The organism is Mycobacterium sp. 852002-51971_SCH5477799-a, from assembly GCF_001667145.1.
GTDB lineage: Bacteria > Actinomycetota > Actinomycetes > Mycobacteriales > Mycobacteriaceae > Mycobacterium.
The window spans coordinates 44936-65169 of sequence record NZ_LZIF01000075.1; the positions used below are offsets into that span (position 1 = coordinate 44936).

Below are 20234 nucleotides of genomic sequence, written 5' to 3' on the forward strand. Positions count from 1 at the left end.
GGAAATGTGTTGATCTTGTTGCCCGCGGTCGACGTGGTCGACGGCCGCGCCGTGCGTCTGGTGCAAGGTAAGGCGGGCAGTGAAACCGAATACGGTTCGGCGCTGGACGCCGCGCTGACCTGGCAGCGCGACGGTGCCGACTGGATTCATCTGGTCGACCTGGACGCGGCGTTCGGACGCGGCTCCAACCGCGAACTTCTCGCCGAGGTGGTCGGCAAGCTCGACGTGCAGGTGGAGCTCTCCGGCGGGATCCGCGACGATGATTCGCTGGCCGCCGCCCTGGCCACCGGCTGCGCGAGGGTGAACCTGGGCACGGCGGCCCTCGAGAACCCTCAGTGGTGCGCCAGGGCGATCAGCGAACACGGCGACAAGGTCGCCGTGGGTCTGGACGTGCAGATCGTCGACGGTGAGCACCGGCTACGCGGGCGTGGCTGGGAAACCGACGGGGGCGACCTGTGGGAAGTGCTGGAACGGCTTGACGGGCAAGGGTGTTCGCGATTCGTGGTCACCGACGTGACCAAGGACGGCACGCTGGGCGGCCCCAATCTGGACTTGCTGGCGTCCGTCGCCGAACGCACCGACGCCCCGGTGATCGCCTCCGGCGGCGTGTCCAGCCTCGGCGACCTGCGTGCGATCGCCACCCTCACGGACCGCGGGGTCGAGGGGGCCATCGTCGGCAAGGCCCTCTACGCCGGACGATTCACCTTGCCGCAGGCGCTGGCCGCGGTGGCGGAGTAGCGCCGCATGGACGTACACACGCTGGTGGTCCAGGCGTCGGCGATCCTCGACGACGCCTCCGAGCCGTTCCTTGCCGGTCACCGCGCCGATTCCGCGGTCCGTAAGAAAGGCAACGACTTTGCCACCGACGTCGACCTCGCGATCGAACGGCAAGTGGTCGCCGCGCTCGTCGAGGCCACCGGAATCGGCGTGCACGGCGAGGAATTCGGTGGCTCGGCCGTCGACTCGCCTTGGGTGTGGGTCTTGGATCCCGTCGACGGCACCTTCAACTACGCGGCCGGATCGCCGATGGCCGGCATCCTGCTGGGCCTGCTGCGGCACGGCGAACCGGTGGCCGGGCTGACCTGGCTGCCGTTCATGGACCAGCGCTACACCGCGGTGGCGGGCGGCCCGTTGCGCAAGAATGGGGTGCCGCAGCCGCCGCTGACGTCCATCGACCTTGCCGACGCCCTGGTCGGTGTCGGGTCGTTCAGCGCGGACGCGCGGGGCAGATTTCCCGGACGCTATCGAATCGCGTTGTTGGAGAACCTCAGTCGGGTCTCGTCGCGATTACGTATGCACGGATCCACCGGACTCGACCTTGCGTTCGTCGCCGACGGAATACTCGGTGCGGCAATAAGTTTCGGCGGCCACGTGTGGGACCACGCCGCCGGAGTCGCGCTGGTGCAGGCCGCCGGTGGCATCGTCACCGATCTGGCCGGCGAGCCCTGGACTCCCGAGTCGGATTCCGCGGTGGCGGCCGGTCCCGCCGCTCACGCCGAGATCCTCGAAATCCTGCGTGCCACCGGACGACCGGAGGACTACTGAGATGCCCCCTGATCCCAACGGCCTCGCGGTGCGGGTGATCCCGTGCCTCGACGTCGACGGCGGCCGGGTGGTCAAGGGCGTCAACTTCGAGAACCTCCGGGACGCCGGCGATCCCGTGGAGCTCGCGGCCGCCTATGACGCCGAAGGCGCCGACGAGCTGACCTTTCTCGATGTGACCGCATCCTCATCGGGGCGGGCCACCATGCTCGATGTGGTGCGGCGCACCGCCGAGCAGGTCTTCATTCCGCTGACCGTCGGCGGCGGGGTGCGCACCGTGGCCGACGTCGACGTATTGCTGCGCGCGGGCGCCGACAAGGTTTCCATCAACACCGCCGCGATCGACCGGCCCGAGCTGCTGGCCGAAATGGCGCGGCAGTTCGGCTCTCAATGCATCGTGCTGTCCGTCGATGCCCGCACGGTGCCGCCGGGCACGGTGCCGACACCATCGGGCTGGGAGGTCACCACCCACGGCGGGCGCCGCGGCACCGGACTCGACGCGGTCGAGTGGGCTTCGCGCGGAGCCGATCTGGGGGTGGGGGAGATCCTGCTGAACTCGATGGACGCCGACGGCACCAAAGCCGGATTCGACCTGGAGATGCTGCAGGCGGTGCGGTCGGCGGTCACGGTCCCGGTCATCGCCAGTGGTGGCGCCGGGGCGGCCGAACACTTCGCGCCCGCCATTGCGGCCGGCGCCGATGCGGTGTTGGCGGCCAGCGTGTTCCACTTCCGGGAGCTGACCATCGGCCAGGTGAAGGCCGCCATGGCCGCAGAAGGGATCACCGTGCGATGACGCTCGACCCCCAGATTGCCGCGCGGCTCAAGCGCAATGCCGACGGCCTGTTCACCGCGGTCGCGCAGGAGCACGGCAGCGGCGACGTGCTGATGGTTGCCTGGATGGACGACGCCGCCCTGGCCCGGACCCTGGAAACCCGTGAGGCAACCTATTATTCACGGTCCCGCGGCCAGCAGTGGATCAAAGGCGCGACGTCCGGCCACACCCAATACGTCCATTCGGTGCGCCTGGACTGCGACGGCGACACGGTGCTGCTGACGGTCGACCAGGTCGGCGGGGCCTGCCATACCGGCGACCACAGTTGCTTTGACGCCGACGTGTTGCTGGCGCCGGAGCGCTGACCTTCACTCGGCAGCGCATCGACTCGGTCGCCAGCGCGCGACGTGTGTAGGGTCACTTTCCGCAGGCGTGGGCTCATCACTTCGACAAGAATGGCAGTCAATGTCGAAATGGTCGTCCTGGAACGTCGTCGTGCCGGTGCTTTCCGTTGTCGTGCTGGCATTGATCTGGGGCAAGACGCTCGGTCCCGTGCTGGTTGGTCTGACGGCGTTGTTTCTCATCGGTGCCGTGGTGGCTGCCGTGCACCACGCGGAGGTGGTCGCACACCGGGTCGGCGAGCCGTTCGGGTCGTTGGTGCTCGCGGCCGCGGTCACGGTCATCGAGGTAGCCCTGATCGTCGAGCTGATGGCGTCCGGCGGTAACGAGACCGCGACCCTGGCCCGGGACACGGCCTTCGCCGCGCTGATGATCACCACCAACGGGATCGCCGGGCTATCGCTGCTGCTCGGTTCGCGGCGCTACGGCGTGACGTTGTTCAACGCCGAAGGCAGCGGCGCCGCGCTCGCGACGGTGACCACCCTGGCGACTTTGAGTCTGGTGCTGCCCGCGTTCACCACCACCACCGTGGGCAAGGAGTTCTCGCCCGGGCAGCTTGCCTTCGCCGCGGTCGCCTCGCTGCTGCTCTACCTCGTGTTCGTCTTCACGCAGACCGTGCGGCACCGCGACTTCTTCCTGCCGATCGCGCAGAAGGGCCAGAAGAGCCTGTTCGCCGACGAAAGCCACGCCGACCCCCCGACCACCCGCGCCGCGCTGACCAGCCTCGCGCTCATGCTCGGCGCGCTGGTGGCGGTGGTCGGCCTGGCCGAGGAGGAGTCGCCGGCCGTGGAGAGAGCGGTGACCGCGGTCGGCTTCCCGCAGTCGTTCGTGGGCGTGATCATCGCGGCGCTGGTGCTGCTGCCCGAGACGCTCGCGGCGGTGCGGGCCGCGCGGCAGGGCCGCATCCAGATCAGCTTGAATCTGGCGTACGGGTCTGCGATGGCCAGCATCGGGCTGACCATCCCGGCGATCGCACTGGCGTCGATATGGCTCAAGGGGCCGCTGGTGCTCGGCCTCGGCGCCATCCAACTGGTATTGCTTGCCCTGACCGTCGTGATCAGCATGCTGACGGTGGTACCCGGAAGAGCAACCCGCTTGCAGGGCGAGGTGCATCTGGTGCTGCTGGCCGCCTACGTGTTCCTGGCGATCAACCCTTGACGGTTACGCGCGGGACCGCAGCGTCGCCAGCGCCTTATCGGCGTGGCTGTCCATGTTGAACTCGCTGGAGATCACCTCGAGCACCCGGCGGTCGGTGTCGATGACGAATGTCGTGCGTTTGACCGGCATCAGCTTGCCGAGCAGGCCCCGCTTGACGCCGAACTGGTTGGCGACGATGCCGTCGCTGTCCGACAGCAGCGGGTAGTCGAACTTCTGCAGGTCGGCGAACTTGGCCTGCTTCTGCACGGCGTCGGCGCTGATGCCCACCCGGTTGGCTCCGACCGCGGCGAATTCAGCGGCCAGGTCACGGAAATGGCACGCTTCCTTGGTGCAACCGGGCGTCATAGCGGCCGGGTAGAAGAACAGCACGACGGGGCCGCCGGAAAGCAGTTCGCTGAGCTTGCGCGGGGTCCCGGTCTGATCGGGTAGTTCGAAGTCCGCGACCGCGTCACCAGGTTTCATGGCGGACACGCTACGCCGCCGTCGGCGTCAGGCTGGCCCGATTGTCTGACTCCTCCTCACCCTGTCCCGGGCTGCATCGTCGTCAGGCTGGGCCGGAGCACAGCAACGCGTCTGGGAGGATGGTTCGGTGCACGCCCACCCCGCCGCGACGACCTCACGAGAGGATTTCCGCCAGCTGGCAGCCGAGCACCGCGTGGTTCCGGTGACCCGCAAGGTGCTGGCCGACAGTGAGACGCCGTTGTCGGCCTACCGCAAACTCGCCGCCGACCGCCCGGGCACTTTTCTGCTGGAGTCGGCCGAGCACGGCCGTTCTTGGTCACGCTGGTCGTTCATCGGCGCCGGAGCGCCGTCGGCGCTGACCGTGCGCGACGGTGAAGCCGTCTGGCTGGGCGCGGTGCCACGCGACGCTCCGACCGGGGGCGACCCGCTGCGGGCTTTGCGGGACACGTGCGAGCTGCTGGCCACCGGCCCGCTGTCGGGTCTGCCGCCGCTGTCCGGTGGCATGGTCGGGTTCTTCGCCTACGACATGGTCCGACGCCTGGAACGACTGCCCGAACTGGCTGTCGACGACCTCCAACTGCCCGACATGTTGCTGCTGCTGGCCACCGATGTGGCGGCGGTCGATCACCACGAGGGCACCATCACGTTGATCGCGAACGCCGTGAACTGGAACGGCACCGATGAGCGGGTCGATGAGGCCTACGACGACGCGATCGCGCGCCTGGACGTGATGACCGCGGCGCTGGGGCAGCCGTTGTCGTCGACCGTCGGCACGTTTGAGCGGCCCGAGCCGCGCTACCGCGCGCAGCGCAGCGTCGAGGAGTACGGAAAGATCGTCGATTACCTCGTCGAGCAGATCGCGGCGGGCGAGGCCTTCCAGGTGGTGCCCTCGCAACGGTTCGAAATGGACACCCACGTCGATCCCATCGACGTCTACCGGATGTTGCGGGTCACCAACCCGAGCCCCTACATGTATCTGCTGCACGTACCGAATCACGCTGGCGGAACTGATTTTTCGATCGTCGGATCCAGCCCCGAGGCCCTGGTCACCGTCGTTGACGGCACCGCGACCACCCATCCGATCGCCGGAACGCGGTGGCGCGGTGGCACCGACGAGGAGGACCAGCTGCTGGAAAAAGAGCTGTTGGCCGACGAGAAGGAACGCGCCGAGCACCTGATGCTGGTCGACCTGGGCCGCAACGATCTGGGCCGGGTGTGCGCGCCGGGCACCGTGCGGGTCGAGGACTACAGCCACATCGAGCGCTACAGCCACGTCATGCACCTGGTGTCGACGGTGACCGGCACGCTCAGCGAGGGCCGCACCGCGCTGGATGCGGTGACCGCCTGCTTCCCGGCCGGCACCCTCTCGGGAGCACCGAAGGTACGGGCCATGGAGCTCATCGAAGAGGTGGAGAAGACGCGCCGCGGCCTGTACGGCGGCGTGGTCGGCTACCTGGACTTCGCCGGCAACGCCGACTTCGCGATTGCTATCCGCACGGCCTTGATGCGCGACGGCACCGCCTACGTGCAATCCGGTGGTGGGGTGGTCGCGGACTCCAACGGCCCCTACGAATACACCGAGGCGACCAACAAGGCCCGTGCGGTGCTCAGCGCGATCGCCGCCGCCGAGACGCTGACAGAACCCGCGCGCGATGGGTGAGGCCGGCGCCGACACCGGACGGCCGACAAGCCGGTGGCTGATCCGAATTGCCCAGCTGGTGCTAGTGGTTGCCGCCGGGACGTTGTGGGGGGCCTCGCGGCTGCCGTGGGTCGTCATCGGGTCGTTCGACGGGCTGGGGCCGCCCAAGCGGGTGACCTTGGCCGGCGCAACGTGGTCGACGGCGCTGCTGCCGTTGGCGTTGCTCCTGCTGGCAGCGGCCGTCGCCGCGATCGCCGTGCGGGGTTGGCTCTTGCGGGCGCTCGCGGTTCTGCTTGCGGTCATCAGTCTGGCGGTCGGTTACCTCGGGGTCAGCCTGTGGGCGCTGCCCGACGTGGCGGTTCGCGGCGCGGAACTGGCGCACGTCTCGGTGATGTCGCTGGTGGGAAGCGAGCGGCGGTACTGGGGCGCGGGCATCACGGTGGTCGCCGCGGCGTGCACGCTGGTTGCCGCCGTCCTCCTCATGCGGTCGGCGTCGGACTCGGGGTCGGCTCGGTCGAGCGCAATGAAATACGCGACACCGGCGACGCGCCGGTCGATTGCGCGACGCAAACAGGCCGACGGGGCGATGCTGGAGGAGCCGGAGACGCCGGGAATGTCGGAGCGGATGATCTGGGACGCGCTTGACGAGGGACGCGACCCGACCGATCGGGCAGGTGAGTCTGACACCGAGGGTCGGTGACGGGCCGCAAGCCGCGGGCCGCTACCCTTCATTGACGTCGTCGCGATCGGCTCGGGACACACAGTGGCCGTGGATGACAGCGGACGACAGGGCGAAGGGAAACGACAGGCATGAGTCCGGCAACCGTGCTTGACTCCATCCTCGAGGGAGTCCGGGCCGACGTTGCCGCGCGCGAAGCGCTCATCAGCCTGTCGGAGATCAAGGCCGCCGCTGCGGCCGCGCCACCGCCACGCGACGTGATGGCCGCCCTGCGCGAGCCGGGAATCGGCGTCATCGCCGAAGTCAAGCGCGCCAGCCCGTCGGCGGGTTCCCTGGCGACCATTGCCGATCCGGCAAAGCTGGCGCGCGCCTACGAAGACGGTGGGGCCCGCATCATCAGCGTCTTGACCGAGGAGCGACGTTTCCACGGCTCACTCGACGACCTCGACGCGGTTCGCGCGGCGGTCTCGATACCGATTCTGCGCAAAGACTTTGTCGTGCAGCCCTATCAGATCCACGAAGCCCGTGCGCACGGCGCCGACATGCTGTTGCTCATCGTCGCCGCCCTGGAGCAGTCGGCGTTGGTGTCGATGCTGGACCGCACCGAATCGCTGGGCATGACAGCGCTCGTCGAGGTGCACACCGAAGAGGAAGCCGACCGGGCGCTCAAGGCCGGCGCGAACGTAATCGGTGTCAACGCGCGCGATCTGGCGACACTGGAGGTGGACCGGGATTGCTTCGCGCGCATCGCTCCGGGCCTGCCGAGCAACGTGATCAGGATCGCCGAATCCGGTGTGCGCGGTACCGGCGACCTGCTGGCGTATGCCGGCGCGGGTGCCGACGCCGTCTTGGTCGGCGAAGGCCTGGTCAAAAGCGGCGATCCGCGTGCCGCGGTTGCCGATCTGGTCACCGCGGGCACCCATCCGTCCTGTCCGAAACCGGCTCGCTAGTCGCTGGGTCACTGAAGAGCCCCTGCGCTGATACGTTGAACCCATGAGCCATCCCTGCGTAGAGCCTTGGTGATGGTGGACCTGTCCCGCCCGGACCTTCCGCTCCCGAGCGCAGCCATCGCCGAACCCACCCGCCACGAACCCGATGCGGGTGGCCATTTCGGGGTATACGGCGGGCGCTACGTCGCCGAGGCATTGATGGCCGTGATCGAAGAGGTCACCGCCGCCTACGAGAAGGAACGTGTCAACCAGGATTTCCTGGACACCCTCGATTACCTGCAGGCGCATTACGCGGGTCGACCGTCGCCGCTCTATGAGGCGCCCCGGCTCTCCGAGCAGGCCGGCGCGCGCATCTTCCTCAAGCGGGAAGACCTGAACCACACCGGTTCTCACAAGATCAACAACGTCCTCGGCCAGGCGTTGCTGGCCCAGCGGATGGGCAAGAAGCGGGTGATCGCCGAGACCGGGGCCGGCCAGCACGGCGTGGCGACCGCCACCGCGTGCGCTTTGCTCGGCCTCGAATGCGTGATCTACATGGGTGCCGTCGATACGGAGCGTCAGGCGCTCAACGTGGCTCGGATGCGCTTGCTCGGGGCCACGGTGGTCTCGGTCGAAAGCGGTTCGAAGACGCTCAAGGACGCCATCAATGAGGCGTTTCGGGATTGGGTTACCAATGCCGACAACACCTTCTACTGCTTCGGCACCGCGGCCGGCCCGCATCCCTTCCCCGCCATGGTGCGCGACTTCCAACGCATCATCGGCCTCGAGGCGCGCGCCCAGATCCAGGCGCAGGCGGGCCGGTTACCCGACGCCGTCGTGGCCTGCATCGGGGGCGGATCCAACGCCATCGGCATCTTTCACCCGTTCATCGACGACCCGAACGTGCGGTTGATCGGATACGAGGCGGCCGGTGATGGTGTCGAAACCGGAAGACACGCTGCGACATTCAGCGGCGGCTCACCCGGTGCGTTTCAGGGATCCTTCTCGTATCTGCTGCAGGACGAGGACGGGCAGACCATCGAATCCCATTCCATCTCAGCGGGTCTCGATTACCCGGGAGTGGGTCCAGAGCATGCGTATCTGCGCGAGACGGGGCGCGCCGAATACCGTCCGATCACCGACTCGGAGGCGATGGATGCGTTCCGCGTCCTGTGCCGCACCGAGGGGATCATCCCGGCGATCGAATCGGCGCACGCGGTAGCCGGTGCCCTGAAATTGGGCCCCGAATTGGGGCGGGGCGCGATCATTGTGGTGAACCTGTCCGGCCGCGGCGACAAGGACGTCGAGACCGCGGCGAAGTGGTTCGGGCTGTTGGGATCCAGCGATCGATGACGGTTGAACACAGCGAGGCGGACGAACTCGAGTCGGTTTTCGATGGCTGCCGTAACGACAATCGCGCGGCGCTGATCGGTTATCTGCCCACCGGTTACCCCGACGTGCCGACGTCGGTCAAAGGGATGACCGCGCTGGTCGAATCGGGTTGCGACATCATCGAAGTCGGGGTTCCCTATTCGGATCCCGGCATGGATGGCCCAACCATCGCCAAGGCCACCGAGATCGCGCTGCGCGGGGGAGTGCGCGTTCGCGACACCCTTGCCGCGGTCGAGGCGATCAGTGCGGCCGGTGGCCACGCCGTGGTGATGACGTACTGGAACCCGGTGGTGCGCTATGGGATTGACGCGTTCGCGCGGGACTTGGCATCGGCCGGCGGGCACGGCCTGATTACGCCCGACCTCATCCCCGACGAAGCCGGGCGGTGGTTGGCGGCCTCCGACGAGTATGGATTGAGCCGGATCTTTCTCGTCGCGCCGTCCTCGACGCCACAGCGGTTGGCGATGACGGTCGAGGCGTCGCGCGGCTTCGTCTATGCGGCTTCGACGATGGGCGTGACGGGGGCGCGTGACGTCGTGTCCAATGCGGCGCCCGAGTTGGTGAGCAGGGTCCGGGAGATATCCGACACGCCCGTCGGCGTCGGTCTGGGGGTGCGATCGCGAGAGCAGGCCGCCCAGATCGGCAGCTACGCAGACGGTGTCATTGTCGGGTCCGCGCTGGTGTCGGCGCTGGGAGACGGAGGGTTGACTGCATTGCGTGCACTGACTGAAGAACTCGCCGCCGGTGTTCGTCAGAGGGCGGCCGCCTCATGACGAAGCTGCTGGCCTATTTCCCGAGCCCCTCACAGGGCGTATGGCACCTCGGGCCGCTGCCCATCCGGGCTTACGCGTTGTTCATCATTGCCGGCATCGTGGTCGCATTGCTGATCGGTGACCGGCGCTGGGCAGACCGAGGCGGCGAGCGCGGCGTGATCTACGACATCGCGCTGTGGGCGGTGCCGTTCGGGCTGATCGGTGGTCGGCTCTACCACTTGGCCACCGACTGGCGCACGTATTGGGGCCCCGGCGGCGCGGGACTCGGCGCGGCCGTGCGGATCTGGGACGGCGGCTTGGGTATTTGGGGCGCGGTGGCGCTCGGCGGCGTCGGCGCCTGGATCGGCTGCCGCCGGCGCGGCATTCCGTTGCCGGCTTTCGCCGACGCGCTGGCCCCGGGAATCATCCTGGCGCAGGCCATCGGTCGGCTCGGCAACTACTTCAACCAGGAACTCTATGGCCGCGAGACCACGCTGCCGTGGGGCCTGGAGGTTTTCTACCGCCGAGACCCGTCGGGCTACATCGACCCGCACTCGCTGGATGGCATCTCGACGGGCCAGATCGCGTTCGTAGTGCAGCCGACGTTTCTCTACGAATTGATCTGGAATGTGCTGGTTTTCGTCGCGTTGATCTACGCCGACCGGCGCTTCAATCTCGGCCACGGCCGACTGTTCGCTCTGTATGTGGCGGGCTATTGCGTGGGGCGGTTCTGTGTCGAGCTGCTGCGCGATGACACCGCCACCCACATCGCCGGCATCCGGATCAACTCGTTCACATCGACTTTCGTGTTCATCGGGGCCGTGGTGTATCTGATGGCGGCACCGAAGGGCCGCGAGGATCCCGCCACACTGCGCGGCGATGAGTACCTCGACGAGGACGCGGCCGGCGCCGCGTCGGAGGACGAGCCCGCGACGCTGGCCGTCGCGACGACTGCGGCGGGTGCTGCGGCCGCGGCTGACGCGCCGTCAGGCTCGGCAAAGATGGCGGATACCCCTGACGACACCACTGCCGCCGATGCGGAAGCCAAAGAACCGGTGGCGGATTCGACGGAAGCGGCTCCCGAAATAGAGCCGAGCGACGCCGGGACAGACGAGCCCGAGGTCGAAACGGAAGTCGAAGCGCCGGAAGCCGAGCCCGCAACCGAGGCCTTCGCCGAGGGTTCCGAGTCGCACGAGCCTGCAGCCGAAACTGAAAAGACCGACGCGGAAGCGGAAGAGCCTGACGCGGAAGAGGCAGAAGCGGAAGAGCCTGAAGCCGAAGCCGAAGAACCGGAAGCCGAAGCCGCAGCGGCCGAGGGCGATGAGCCGGAAGCCGATGAGCCAGAAGCCGAAGAGCCGGGAGCGGAAGAGCCGAAAGCTGAAGAGCCGGAAACCGAGGCCGAAGCCGAAGAACCGGAATCCGCAACGGACGACGAGACCGTCGAGAAGGATTCGGACGACGAACCCGCCGCCGAACAGCCCGCCGAAACGAGCCCTGCCCAGCCAGAACCCCGTCGGCGATGGGGCTCGCGCCTGCGGAACCGGTTGTCGGGCCGCTAACCGCCGCCCTGTCCCGATTTTCCACGGCGGTTCGCAACGGATCTGGCATGCTGAAAAGCGTGTCCAACGTGAGGTCAGCGGGCTAGGTGATGCAGCCTCATCCACCGGCGCATGCTCCGGGACAGCCCGATCCGCGCGGCGCGCGGCGTCATCGCCTCCGCACCGCGGCCGGTGCCGGCGTGGCGCTGGGTGGCGCGCTCGGTTACGTCACACTGGTCGACCCGCACAGCCCGAGTTCGGTCTACCCGGCCTGTCCGTTCAGGTGGCTCACCGGCTGGAACTGCCCGTTTTGCGGTGGCCTTCGAATGACGCACGACCTGTTGCACGGTGACTTGATGGCCGCCATCCAGGACAACGTCTTCGCGCTGGTAGGAATCCCGCTGCTGGCCGCATGGATGCTGGTGCGCCGCGCCCGCGGCAAGGGGGCGCCGCCCAAAGCGGCGTTGCTGACGGTCGTGGTCGCGACGATCACCTGGACGGTGCTGCGTAACCTGCCCGCCTTCCCGTGGTATCCCACCGTTCTTGGTGGGTGAAAGCACACTGCGCGGCGGCGATTATGTGCGGGCCCCGGGGGTCGCACGCGACTATGCTGGGTCGGCGTGAGTAGACGCGGAAAGATCGTCTGCACCCTTGGCCCCGCGACCAGTTCGGATGAGTCGATCCTGGCCCTGGTTGGGGCCGGAATGGACGTCGCACGGTTGAACTTCAGCCACGGCGACTACTCCGATCACAAGGCCGCCTACGAGCGTGTCAGATCCGCCTCCGACGCCACGGGCCGTGCCGTCGGCGTACTCGCCGACCTGCAGGGCCCCAAGATCAGGCTGGGACGTTTCGCCACCGGTCCCACCTACTGGGCCGACGGTGAAACGGTGCGCATCACCGTCGCCGACTGCGCAGGCGACCACGACCGGGTCTCGACCACCTATAAGAAGTTGGCCGTGGACGCCGCCGTCGGTGACCGGATTCTGGTCGACGACGGCAAGGTCGGTCTGATGATCGACGGCATCGAGGGCGACGACGTGATCTGCACGGTCGTCGAGGGCGGGCCGGTCAGCAACAACAAGGGCATCTCGCTGCCCGGCATGAACGTGTCGGCACCGGCCTTATCGGCGAAGGACATCGAGGACCTCACCTTCGCGCTGGAACTCGGTGTCGACCTGATCGCGCTCTCCTTCGTGCGTTCCCCGTCCGACGTCGAGTTGGTGCACGAGGTGATGGACCGTGTCGGCCGGCGGGTGCCGGTGATTGCCAAACTGGAGAAGCCCGAGGCCGTCGACAATCTGGAAGCCATCGTGCTGGCCTTCGACGCGATCATGGTGGCCCGTGGCGACCTTGGCGTCGAACTGCCCCTCGAAGAGGTTCCGCTGGTGCAGAAGCGGGCCATCCAGATGGCACGGGAGAACGCCAAACCGGTGATCGTGGCGACCCAGATGCTCGATTCGATGATCGAGAGCTCACGACCGACCCGGGCCGAGGCGTCTGACGTCGCCAACGCCGTCCTCGACGGCGCCGACGCGGTGATGCTGTCCGGGGAAACCTCGGTGGGGAAGTACCCGCTGGCCGCCGTTCGGACGATGGCGCGCATCATCTGCGCGGTCGAGGACAATTCCACGGCCGCGCCGCCGCTGACACACGTGCCGCGCACCAAACGGGGGGTGATCTCCTACGCGGCCCGCGACATCGGCGAGCGGCTCGACGCCAAGGCGCTCGTCGCGTTCACCCAGTCCGGCGACACGGTCAAGCGCCTCGCACGCCTGCACACCCCGCTGCCGCTGCTCGCCTTCACCGCGTGGCCCGAGGTGCGCAGCCAGCTGGCCATGACCTGGGGAACCGAAACGTTCATCGTCCCGATGATGACCTCTACCGACGGCATGATCCGCCAGGTCGACAAGTCGTTGCTGGAGCTCGGTCGGTACAAACGCGGCGACCTGGTGGTCATCGTCGCGGGGGCGCCACCTGGCACAGTAGGGTCAACCAACCTCATCCATGTGCACCGGATCGGGGAGGACGACGTCTAGCTAGAGGAGAACGTGTGGCGGCCGGCTGTGAGTCTCGAGAGCCTGAAGAAGCCGCGCCACAGACCCATTCGGATTTCGCGGAGCTGCTTGCGACGTTCGACCTCCAGCGCGTCGGCGACAACCTGTTCATCGGCTCGCACCCGAGCAAGAACCCGATGCGGACCTTCGGTGGCCAGCTGATGTCGCAGTCGTTCCTCGCGAGCAGTCGCAGCCTGGTTCGCGACGACCTGCCACCGAGCGCGCTGTCGGTGCACTTCGTCAACGGGGGAGACACTGCTAAGAACATCGAATTTCACGTCACGCGGCTGCGTGACGAGCGCCGCTTCGCCAACCGGCGCGTCGATGCGATGCAAGACGGCACGTTGCTGTGCTCGGCGCTGATTTCCTACATGTCAGGCGGCCGCGGCCTGGAGCACGGCGTCGAACCGCCGCAGGTGGCCGAGCCGCACACGCAGCCCACGATCGGCGAACTGCTACGTGGCTACGAGCAGACGGTTCCGCACTTCGTCAATGCTCTGCAGCCGATCGAATGGCGATACACCAACGACCCGGCATGGGTGATGCGCACCAAGGGCGACCGGCTCCCGCACAACCGGGTCTGGGTCAAAGCCCTGGGCGACCTTCCCGACGACCCCCTATTGCACACGGCAACAATGGTGTATTCGTCGGATACCACGGTTTTGGACTCGGTCATCACCACGCACGGTCTTTCGTGGGGATTCGACCGCATATTCGCCGCGTCGGCCAATCATTCCATTTGGTTTCACCGGCAGGTCAACTTCAACGACTGGGTGTTGTACTCGACATCGTCACCGGTCGCAGCCGACTCGCGCGGCCTGGGCACCGGGCACTTCTTCGATCGGTCCGGGCAACCGCTGGCCACGGTGGTGCAAGAAGGAGTGCTCAAATACTTCCCTCCATCCGGCCGTTAAAACGTTACCGAATAGGTGCATAACCTCTCGTTCGAATTCGGCCGCGAAACGGTCGTCTTCGGGCGTAGCGTTGACGTAGTCGGGTATTCGGTGCAAAAGGCGGCCATCAAGCCGCAGTGTCATTGCATCGGGAGGTGATGGTGAACGGGCCAGTGGTCGACGTCACGGCAGCGAGAACCCGCGCGCGCGAACGCGTTGTCGTGTCGGTCGATTCACTCGCGGCGCGGTTGATCGGCGCTCTGGCGCTGTTCGGCGCCGCATGTTGGTTCATCGGGATACTCGCCCGGCACCACACCCAACCGAGGTGGGACTACACCGATCGGTTGGCCTGGTCGCTGACCGTTCTGGTGGCGGTGGCGTGGATGGCTCGCGGCATCTTCCTGGGCCGGCCAGTGACGACGCTGCATGCCATCGCAGCCGCGTTTTTCGTGCTGGCCGGGCTGGGCCTGCACGTGCTGTCCTTCGATCTGTTCGGCGATGTGGTGATCGCCAGTTCGGGCATGGCGTTGATGTGGCCGACGACCTCCCATCCCCGTCCCGATGATCTGCCCAGGATGTGGCAGCTGATCAACGCGACCGGCGGCGACGCGCTCGCCCCTTTCACCATGCAGACCGGCAAGAGCTACCACTTCACCGCCGACGGCGCCGCAGCGCTCGCGTACCGCACACGGATGGGGATCGCCGTCGTGGGGGGCGACCCGGTGGGTGACGAGGCGCACTTTCCGGAACTGATCGCCGATTTCGCCGCCACCTGCCACGCGCACGGATGGCGCATAGCTGTCGTGGGGTGCAGTGAGCGGCGGCTGAGCCTGTGGACCGATTCGTCGGTGCTGGGACAATCGTTGCGGCCCATACCGATTGGCCGTGATGTGGTGGTCGATGTTGCCGGTTTCGATATGGTGGGCCGCAAATTCCGCAACCTGCGTCAAGCGGTGAAGCGGACCCACAACTGCGGTGTGACAACCGAAATCGTGGCGGAGCAGGAACTCGACGACAAGTTGCTGGCCGAGCTCACGGAGGTGGTGCGGGAGTCGTCCAAGGGCGCCCACGCGGACCGCGGATTCCACATGAACCTCGACGGCGTACTGGAAGGCCGGTTCCCCGGGATCCAACTGATCATCGCCAGGGACAAAGCGGGCACCGTGCAGGCGTTTCACCGGTACGCCACGGCCGGCGCCGGCAGCGACATCACCCTCGACGTGCCGTGGCGCCGGCGCGGTGCCCCCAACGGTCTTGACGAGCGGCTCAGTGCCGACATGATCATGGCGGGCAAAGAGACTGGGGCGCAGCGGGTATCGCTCGCATTCGCAGCTTTTCCCGAAATTTTCGACGACAAGAACCGCGGCCGGACGCAGCGCGTCTTCTATCGGTTGATACACGTTCTCGACCCGTTGATCGCCCTCGAGTCGTTGTATCGGTATCTACGCAAGTGGCATGCCCTTGACGCCCGGCGCTACGCGCTGATCTCCATGACGCAGATCGTCCCGCTACTGTTCGTGTTGTTGTCGCTGGAATTCATGCCGCGCCGGCGACACCTCTGAGTGTGCCTGCGTCTCTTCGACGGTTAGTTGCCGACAGTCCAGCCCCTCGGGCAGGTGGTGAGTCGCCACCACCACCGTCCGCTGCGGGGAAAACAACCCCGAGGTCGGGGTCAACAGATCTCGCAGAATCTGTTCCGCGTCGGTGACGTCGAGGTGTTCGGTGGGTTCGTCGAGCAGCACGATCCGCGCGGGCGAGATCATGGCCCGGGCGAGTAACAGCCGTCTGCGCTGGCCCGCCGAAAGAGCTTGCGCCCCACCGGTGAGCACCGTGGCCAAACCGTCGGGAAGACCGGCGATCCACGAGTGCAGGCCGACCGCCTCCAGTGCTGCGGTCAATTCTTCGTCGGTGCAGTCTCCGCGCGCGACCAGCAAGTTGTCGCGGACGGTGGTGGCAAAGATATGGGCGTCCTCGGCGAAAAAACCGATCGCGCGACGCAAGTCGCCTTCGTCGAACTCGCTCACGTCGGTATCGTCCAGCCTCACCTGCCCGTCCAGTGGCGGCAGCAGTCCGGCGAGCGTCATCAGCAGGGTCGTCTTCCCCGAACCGCTGGCGCCGGTGATGCACAAGCGCGCGCCCGGTGGCAGGTCCAGCTTGATGCGGCTCGAGCGTGCCGCGTCGTCGTGACCCGAACGGATGTCGGCGGACAATCCCCCGCACGCGGGAGGTGCCCCCGAGCCGACGTGGCGCGGAGTGGACGCGCTCGCCGCCGCGGTCTCGATGCCGGGCGGCGCCAGTTCGAGCAGCCGACGCGCGGCGATCCGCGACCGCGTCAATTGAACGGCGGCGGCCGGCAATGGCGTCATCGCCTCGAAGGCGGACAGCGGCAATAGCATCAACACGGCCAGCGTGGTGGGGGCGACCGTGTGTGCCAACCCGATCCCGGACACCACCGCGCCCAGCACGCTGGCCCCTATCGCCGCGGTGGGCATCGCTTCGGCGAAGGCGGCCGGTTTGGCGGCGGCGTCCAGCGCAGCGCCCCAGGCGCGTTGGCGGCGTTGCGATTCGGCGATGACATCGGGAAGCAGGCCGGCCACCCGAAGCTCGGGCGCGTGTTCGAGGGCGATCATGGCCGACGTGTCGCGTTCGGAATGATGCTGCCGGGCAACGTCTTCCTGGGTGGCGGCGGCCCGACCTGCAAGCCTGGGAGCGACCAACCCGGCGGTCAGCAGGCAGACGGCCAGCACGGCGCCTGCCGATGGTGAGATGGCACCGACGACCGCCGTAGCCGCCACCGCCAGCACCACTGCGACGCCGATCGGCACCAGGGCGCGCACCAGGACGTTGGCCAGCTCGTCGACGTCAGCGCCCACCCGGGCCACCAGTTCGCCGCTGTGCAACCGGACTGACGCCGCCGCCGGTCCGCGCGCCAGCCGTTGGTAGATCTGAACGCGTGCGGTGCCGGCCGCGCGCAAGGCCGTGTCATGGGTGGCCAGTCGCTCGCAGTAGTGCAGCACGCCCCGGGAGATCGCGAACATGCGGACCGCGACCGCCGCCACCGACAGGTCCAGCACGGGCGGCATCTGCCAGGCCCGGGTGATCAGCCATGCCGATACGCCGGCCAAGGCCAGCGCACTGCTCAGCGAGAGCACCCCGAGCGCGATCGCCGCCAGGACGCGGGGCAGCCGCGCGCGCAGTAGGTCGGCGGCCAGCAGAGGTCCAGCGCGGCGACCCGCAGCGTCCGGCCTCGCCGCGCTTGCGATCGCCGCGGGCTTCTGGCGGCGACGCGACACGGAATCAGGTTGGAGCATAACGCAGCTCCCGCTCGGCGACGACTTCGATGACCTGGTCGCCGATGGCCAGGACGGGCGCCCTGTGGCCGACAACGATCACGGTCGCACCGGCACGCGCCCGCTCGACGACGGCCCGCAAGACCCGTTCCTCGGTGGCGGCGTCCAGGTGTGCGGTCGGCTCGTCGAGCAGTAGCACGGCGGCCGTCGAGCCGAGCGCCCGAGCCAGGCCCAGCCGTTGCCGCTGTCCCAGTGACAAGCCGACACCGCCGCGCCCGAGCGCGGTGCTGCCCGCATCTGGCAGCTCGGCCAACACCGCATCGAACCCGGAATCGGCACAAGCCTTTTCGACGTCGTCGAGGATTCCGAGCAGCATCAGGTTCTCATCGACGGTGCCCGGCACCAGCACCGGACGTTGCGGAAGCCAGGACAGCTGCGACCACCATCCGGTCGGCTCCAGGTCGGCGACGTCGACACCGGCCACGATGACCCGGCCCGACGAGGGCACACCGATGCCGGCGATCGCCTGCAGGGTGGTGCTCTTGCCGGCGCCGTTGCGCCCGGTGAGCACGGTCACCGAGCCGGGTTCGATGACCGCGTTCAGATCACTCGGCGCGCGGCCGTCGCGGCCGTTGACGGTCAGATGATCGAGGCGAATTTGCGCGCCGCGCGCGCCGACCGTCTGAGTCCTGGCCTTCGAAGCGGTCGGCTCGCCGATGAGGGCGAACGCGGCACCGGCCGCGGCCCTGCCGTCCTGCGCGGCGTGGAATTCCACGCCAATGCGGCGCAGCGGCCAGTAGACGTCCGGCGCTAGTAACAGGACCGTCAAACCGGTGGTCAGTGTCATCTCACCGAACACCAGCCGAAGGCCTATGCCGACCGCGATCAACGCCACCCCGAGCGTGGCCAACAGCTCCAGCACCAAAGCCGACAGGAAAGCGATGCGCAGTGTCGCCATGGCCGAATGACGATGTGCGGCAGCCAGTTCGGCGATACGGCGCTCGGGCCCCAGGGTTCGCCCCAGCGCGCGCAGGGTGGGGATCCCGGCGATCAGGTCGAGCAACCGGGTCTGCAGCGTCGTCATCGCGGACAGCGCCGCGGCCGATCGGTCAGCGGTTGCGAGTCCGATCAGCACCATGAAGATCGGTATCAGTGGCAGCGTGATCGCCACGACCACCGCCGATTTCAGGTCGTACGCCGCGATCACGGCGACGGTGGCCGGGGTCAGGATCGCGGCGAGCAGCAACGTCGGCAGGTAGCCGGTGAAATAGGGGCGCAAGCCATCCAGCCCACGGGTGACCACAACCGCGGCGGAGTCACGCTGCGTCGCAAGTTCACTCGGTGGTCGGGCCGTCACCGCGGCCAGCACCTGACCGGACAGATCGGCGATGACCGCGCTGGCTCCGCGTTGGCCCAACCGGGACTGCAGCCAATGCGTCACAGCGCGGACTAACCAGAGCGCCAACAGGATTGACAGCGGGACCAGGAAGACGCGCAAGCTACGGGCGGCGGGATCGCCGACGGCACGCGCGACGATGCCCGCCAGGACGATCGCTGAGCCGATAGCGCAGCCCGAGATCAGTACACCGCAGCCCACCACGGCGACCAGATAGCGGCGCACCGCCGCCGACGCCCCCCACAGCCGCGGGTCTAGGGGCGCCCGGCCGGTGCGGTCCGTACCGCTCAGGACGCGCGCCTTGCCAGGCCGATGGGCGCGGGTATCCGGTCAGCCGAGATCCGTTGCCGGAATATCCAATACGACCATGCTTGGTAGATCACCGTCAGCGGAGCCATGAACGCCGTAACCCACGTCATGACTTTGAGGGTGTAGTGGGTGGAGGAGGCGTTGTAGATGGTCAGGCTCCATTGCTTGTTCAGCGTCGAGGGCACCAGGTTCGGATACAGCGACGCGAAGAGCAGGATGACCACGGCCGCGACCACCAGTGCGACGCAGGTGAACGCCCAGCCGTCGGAGGCACGCCGCCACACCAGCAGCACCGCCGTCCCTTGCGCCAGCACCGCCGCGGCCAAGACCAGCCAGCTCCACTCCTTGCCGTGAGACAGCTGCGTCCAAAGTCCGAAGGCGGCGACCAGTCCGGTGACGGGAAGGGACAACCAGACGCCGAATCGGTACGCGTCGTCGCGGATTGCGCCGGCGGTCTTCAACGCGACGAACGTCGCTCCGTAGAACAGGAACAATCCGGCGGTGGCCAAGCCGCCCAGCACCGTATAGGCGTTGAGCACATCGGTGATCGAGAGGTGAATGTGACCGTTGGCCCCGACTGGGAGCCCACGCACCAGGACGGCGAACGCAACGCCCCATAAGAAGGCCGGCAGCCAGGACCCGGCCGCGATCCCGACGTCGGCCCAGCCGCGCCATTTGGTGTCATCGATCTTGCCGCGCCACTCGATCGCCACCGCGCGCACAATCATGCCGAACAGGATCGCCAGCAGCGGCAGGTAGAGCGTGGAGAACACGGTGGCGTACCAGCCGGGAAAGGCGGCGAACATGGCCGCCCCGCCGACGATCAGCCAAACCTCGTTACCGTCCCACACCGGCCCGATGGTGTTGAGCGCCGTGCGGCGCAGCGGTTCGGGCTCACCGATGCCGATGCGCGCGAACGGTTCCATCAACATGCCCACGCCGAAGTCGAAGCCCTCGAGGATGAAGAATCCGAGGAACAGCACTGCGATGATGCCGAACCACAACTCCTGCAGTCCCACCGTCTCAG

The 20234-nt window shown here is 67.6% G+C and carries 19 protein-coding genes; 15 read left to right on the plus strand and 4 right to left on the minus strand.

The features are described 5' to 3' along the window. The first annotated feature begins 6 nt into the window (after positions 1 to 6). The 5 genes from priA (at position 7) to A5753_RS08200 (ending at position 3871) form a co-directional block, all read left to right on the plus strand. Complete coding sequence (gene priA, locus A5753_RS08180; RefSeq protein WP_067125590.1) at positions 7 to 738, plus strand: bifunctional 1-(5-phosphoribosyl)-5-((5-phosphoribosylamino)methylideneamino)imidazole-4-carboxamide isomerase/phosphoribosylanthranilate isomerase PriA; 732 nt, start codon at positions 7 to 9, stop codon at positions 736 to 738. 6 nt (positions 739 to 744) lie between these two features. Beyond that, positions 745 to 1545, plus strand: a complete 801-nt coding sequence (locus A5753_RS08185) for an inositol monophosphatase family protein (RefSeq protein ID WP_067125593.1) — start codon at positions 745 to 747, stop codon at positions 1543 to 1545. A gap of 1 nt (position 1546) precedes the next feature. After that, on the plus strand, positions 1547 to 2335 hold the full coding sequence (hisF, locus tag A5753_RS08190) for an imidazole glycerol phosphate synthase subunit HisF (RefSeq protein ID WP_067125596.1): 789 nt from the start codon (positions 1547 to 1549) through the stop codon (positions 2333 to 2335). Continuing rightward, positions 2332 to 2679 (plus strand): phosphoribosyl-AMP cyclohydrolase, encoded by a 348-nt coding sequence (gene hisI / locus A5753_RS08195; RefSeq protein WP_067125599.1) that lies wholly within the window; start codon positions 2332 to 2334, stop codon positions 2677 to 2679. The genes hisF and hisI overlap by 4 nt, the downstream gene beginning before the upstream one ends. A gap of 100 nt (positions 2680 to 2779) precedes the next feature. Next, positions 2780 to 3871: a calcium:proton antiporter gene (locus A5753_RS08200; protein ID WP_067125602.1), complete on the plus strand. Its 1092-nt coding sequence runs from the start codon at positions 2780 to 2782 to the stop codon at positions 3869 to 3871. Positions 3872 to 3874: 3 nt separating this feature from the next. Here A5753_RS08200 and A5753_RS08205 read toward each other — a convergent pair whose 3' ends face one another. After that, a complete protein-coding gene (locus tag A5753_RS08205) occupies positions 3875 to 4333 on the minus strand; it encodes a peroxiredoxin (protein ID WP_067125606.1) in 459 nt (152 codons plus the stop codon). A 127-nt stretch (positions 4334 to 4460) separates the two neighbouring features. Here A5753_RS08205 and A5753_RS08210 point away from each other — a divergent pair, with 127 nt between their 5' ends. The 10 genes from A5753_RS08210 to A5753_RS08255 all read left to right on the plus strand — a co-directional run bounded on the left by A5753_RS08210 (position 4461) and on the right by A5753_RS08255 (position 15774). Further along, positions 4461 to 5993: an anthranilate synthase component I gene (locus A5753_RS08210; protein WP_067125608.1), complete on the plus strand. Its 1533-nt coding sequence runs from the start codon at positions 4461 to 4463 to the stop codon at positions 5991 to 5993. Beyond that, positions 5986 to 6672: a TIGR02234 family membrane protein gene (locus tag A5753_RS08215; protein WP_067125611.1), complete on the plus strand. Its 687-nt coding sequence runs from the start codon at positions 5986 to 5988 to the stop codon at positions 6670 to 6672. Before A5753_RS08210 ends, A5753_RS08215 begins: the two co-directional genes overlap by 8 nt. Before the next feature lie 110 nt (positions 6673 to 6782). After that, positions 6783 to 7601 (plus strand): indole-3-glycerol phosphate synthase TrpC, encoded by an 819-nt coding sequence (gene trpC / locus A5753_RS08220; protein WP_007776189.1) that lies wholly within the window; start codon positions 6783 to 6785, stop codon positions 7599 to 7601. A 69-nt stretch (positions 7602 to 7670) separates the two neighbouring features. After that, positions 7671 to 8933 (plus strand): tryptophan synthase subunit beta, encoded by a 1263-nt coding sequence (gene trpB / locus A5753_RS08225; protein WP_197694626.1) that lies wholly within the window; start codon positions 7671 to 7673, stop codon positions 8931 to 8933. Further along, positions 8930 to 9745, plus strand: a complete 816-nt coding sequence (gene trpA / locus A5753_RS08230) for a tryptophan synthase subunit alpha (RefSeq protein ID WP_067125615.1) — start codon at positions 8930 to 8932, stop codon at positions 9743 to 9745. The genes trpB and trpA overlap by 4 nt, the downstream gene beginning before the upstream one ends. Next, positions 9742 to 11283 carry a prolipoprotein diacylglyceryl transferase gene (locus A5753_RS08235; protein WP_067125617.1) on the plus strand — a complete coding sequence of 514 codons (1542 nt, stop codon included), beginning with the start codon at positions 9742 to 9744 and terminating at the stop codon, positions 11281 to 11283. Before trpA ends, A5753_RS08235 begins: the two co-directional genes overlap by 4 nt. Positions 11284 to 11372: 89 nt before the next feature. Beyond that, positions 11373 to 11816 (plus strand): DUF2752 domain-containing protein, encoded by a 444-nt coding sequence (locus A5753_RS08240; protein WP_082971222.1) that lies wholly within the window; start codon positions 11373 to 11375, stop codon positions 11814 to 11816. Positions 11817 to 11882: 66 nt separating this feature from the next. After that, entirely contained in the window at positions 11883 to 13301 is a 1419-nt protein-coding gene (gene pyk / locus A5753_RS08245; protein WP_067125621.1) for a pyruvate kinase, read from the plus strand. 14 nt (positions 13302 to 13315) lie between these two features. Further along, positions 13316 to 14233, plus strand: coding sequence for an acyl-CoA thioesterase II (locus tag A5753_RS08250; protein WP_067125623.1), 918 nt, complete (start codon positions 13316 to 13318; stop codon positions 14231 to 14233). A gap of 140 nt (positions 14234 to 14373) precedes the next feature. Beyond that, positions 14374 to 15774, plus strand: coding sequence for a bifunctional lysylphosphatidylglycerol flippase/synthetase MprF (locus A5753_RS08255; RefSeq protein WP_067125939.1), 1401 nt, complete (start codon positions 14374 to 14376; stop codon positions 15772 to 15774). On the opposite strand, the gene cydC is transcribed toward A5753_RS08255, so the two are convergent. The 3 genes from cydC to cydB form a co-directional block, all read right to left on the minus strand. Next, entirely contained in the window at positions 15721 to 17475 is a 1755-nt protein-coding gene (gene cydC / locus A5753_RS08260) for a thiol reductant ABC exporter subunit CydC (RefSeq protein ID WP_369829303.1), read from the minus strand. The two genes, A5753_RS08255 and cydC, sit on opposite strands and share 54 nt — an antisense overlap. 34 nt (positions 17476 to 17509) lie before the next feature. After that, positions 17510 to 19099, minus strand: a complete 1590-nt coding sequence (cydD, locus tag A5753_RS08265) for a thiol reductant ABC exporter subunit CydD (RefSeq protein WP_231990044.1) — start codon at positions 19097 to 19099, stop codon at positions 17510 to 17512. An 86-nt stretch (positions 19100 to 19185) separates the two neighbouring features. Beyond that, positions 19186 to 20226 (minus strand): cytochrome d ubiquinol oxidase subunit II, encoded by a 1041-nt coding sequence (cydB, locus tag A5753_RS08270; RefSeq protein WP_067125627.1) that lies wholly within the window; start codon positions 20224 to 20226, stop codon positions 19186 to 19188. Positions 20227 to 20234: the final 8 nt, after the last annotated feature.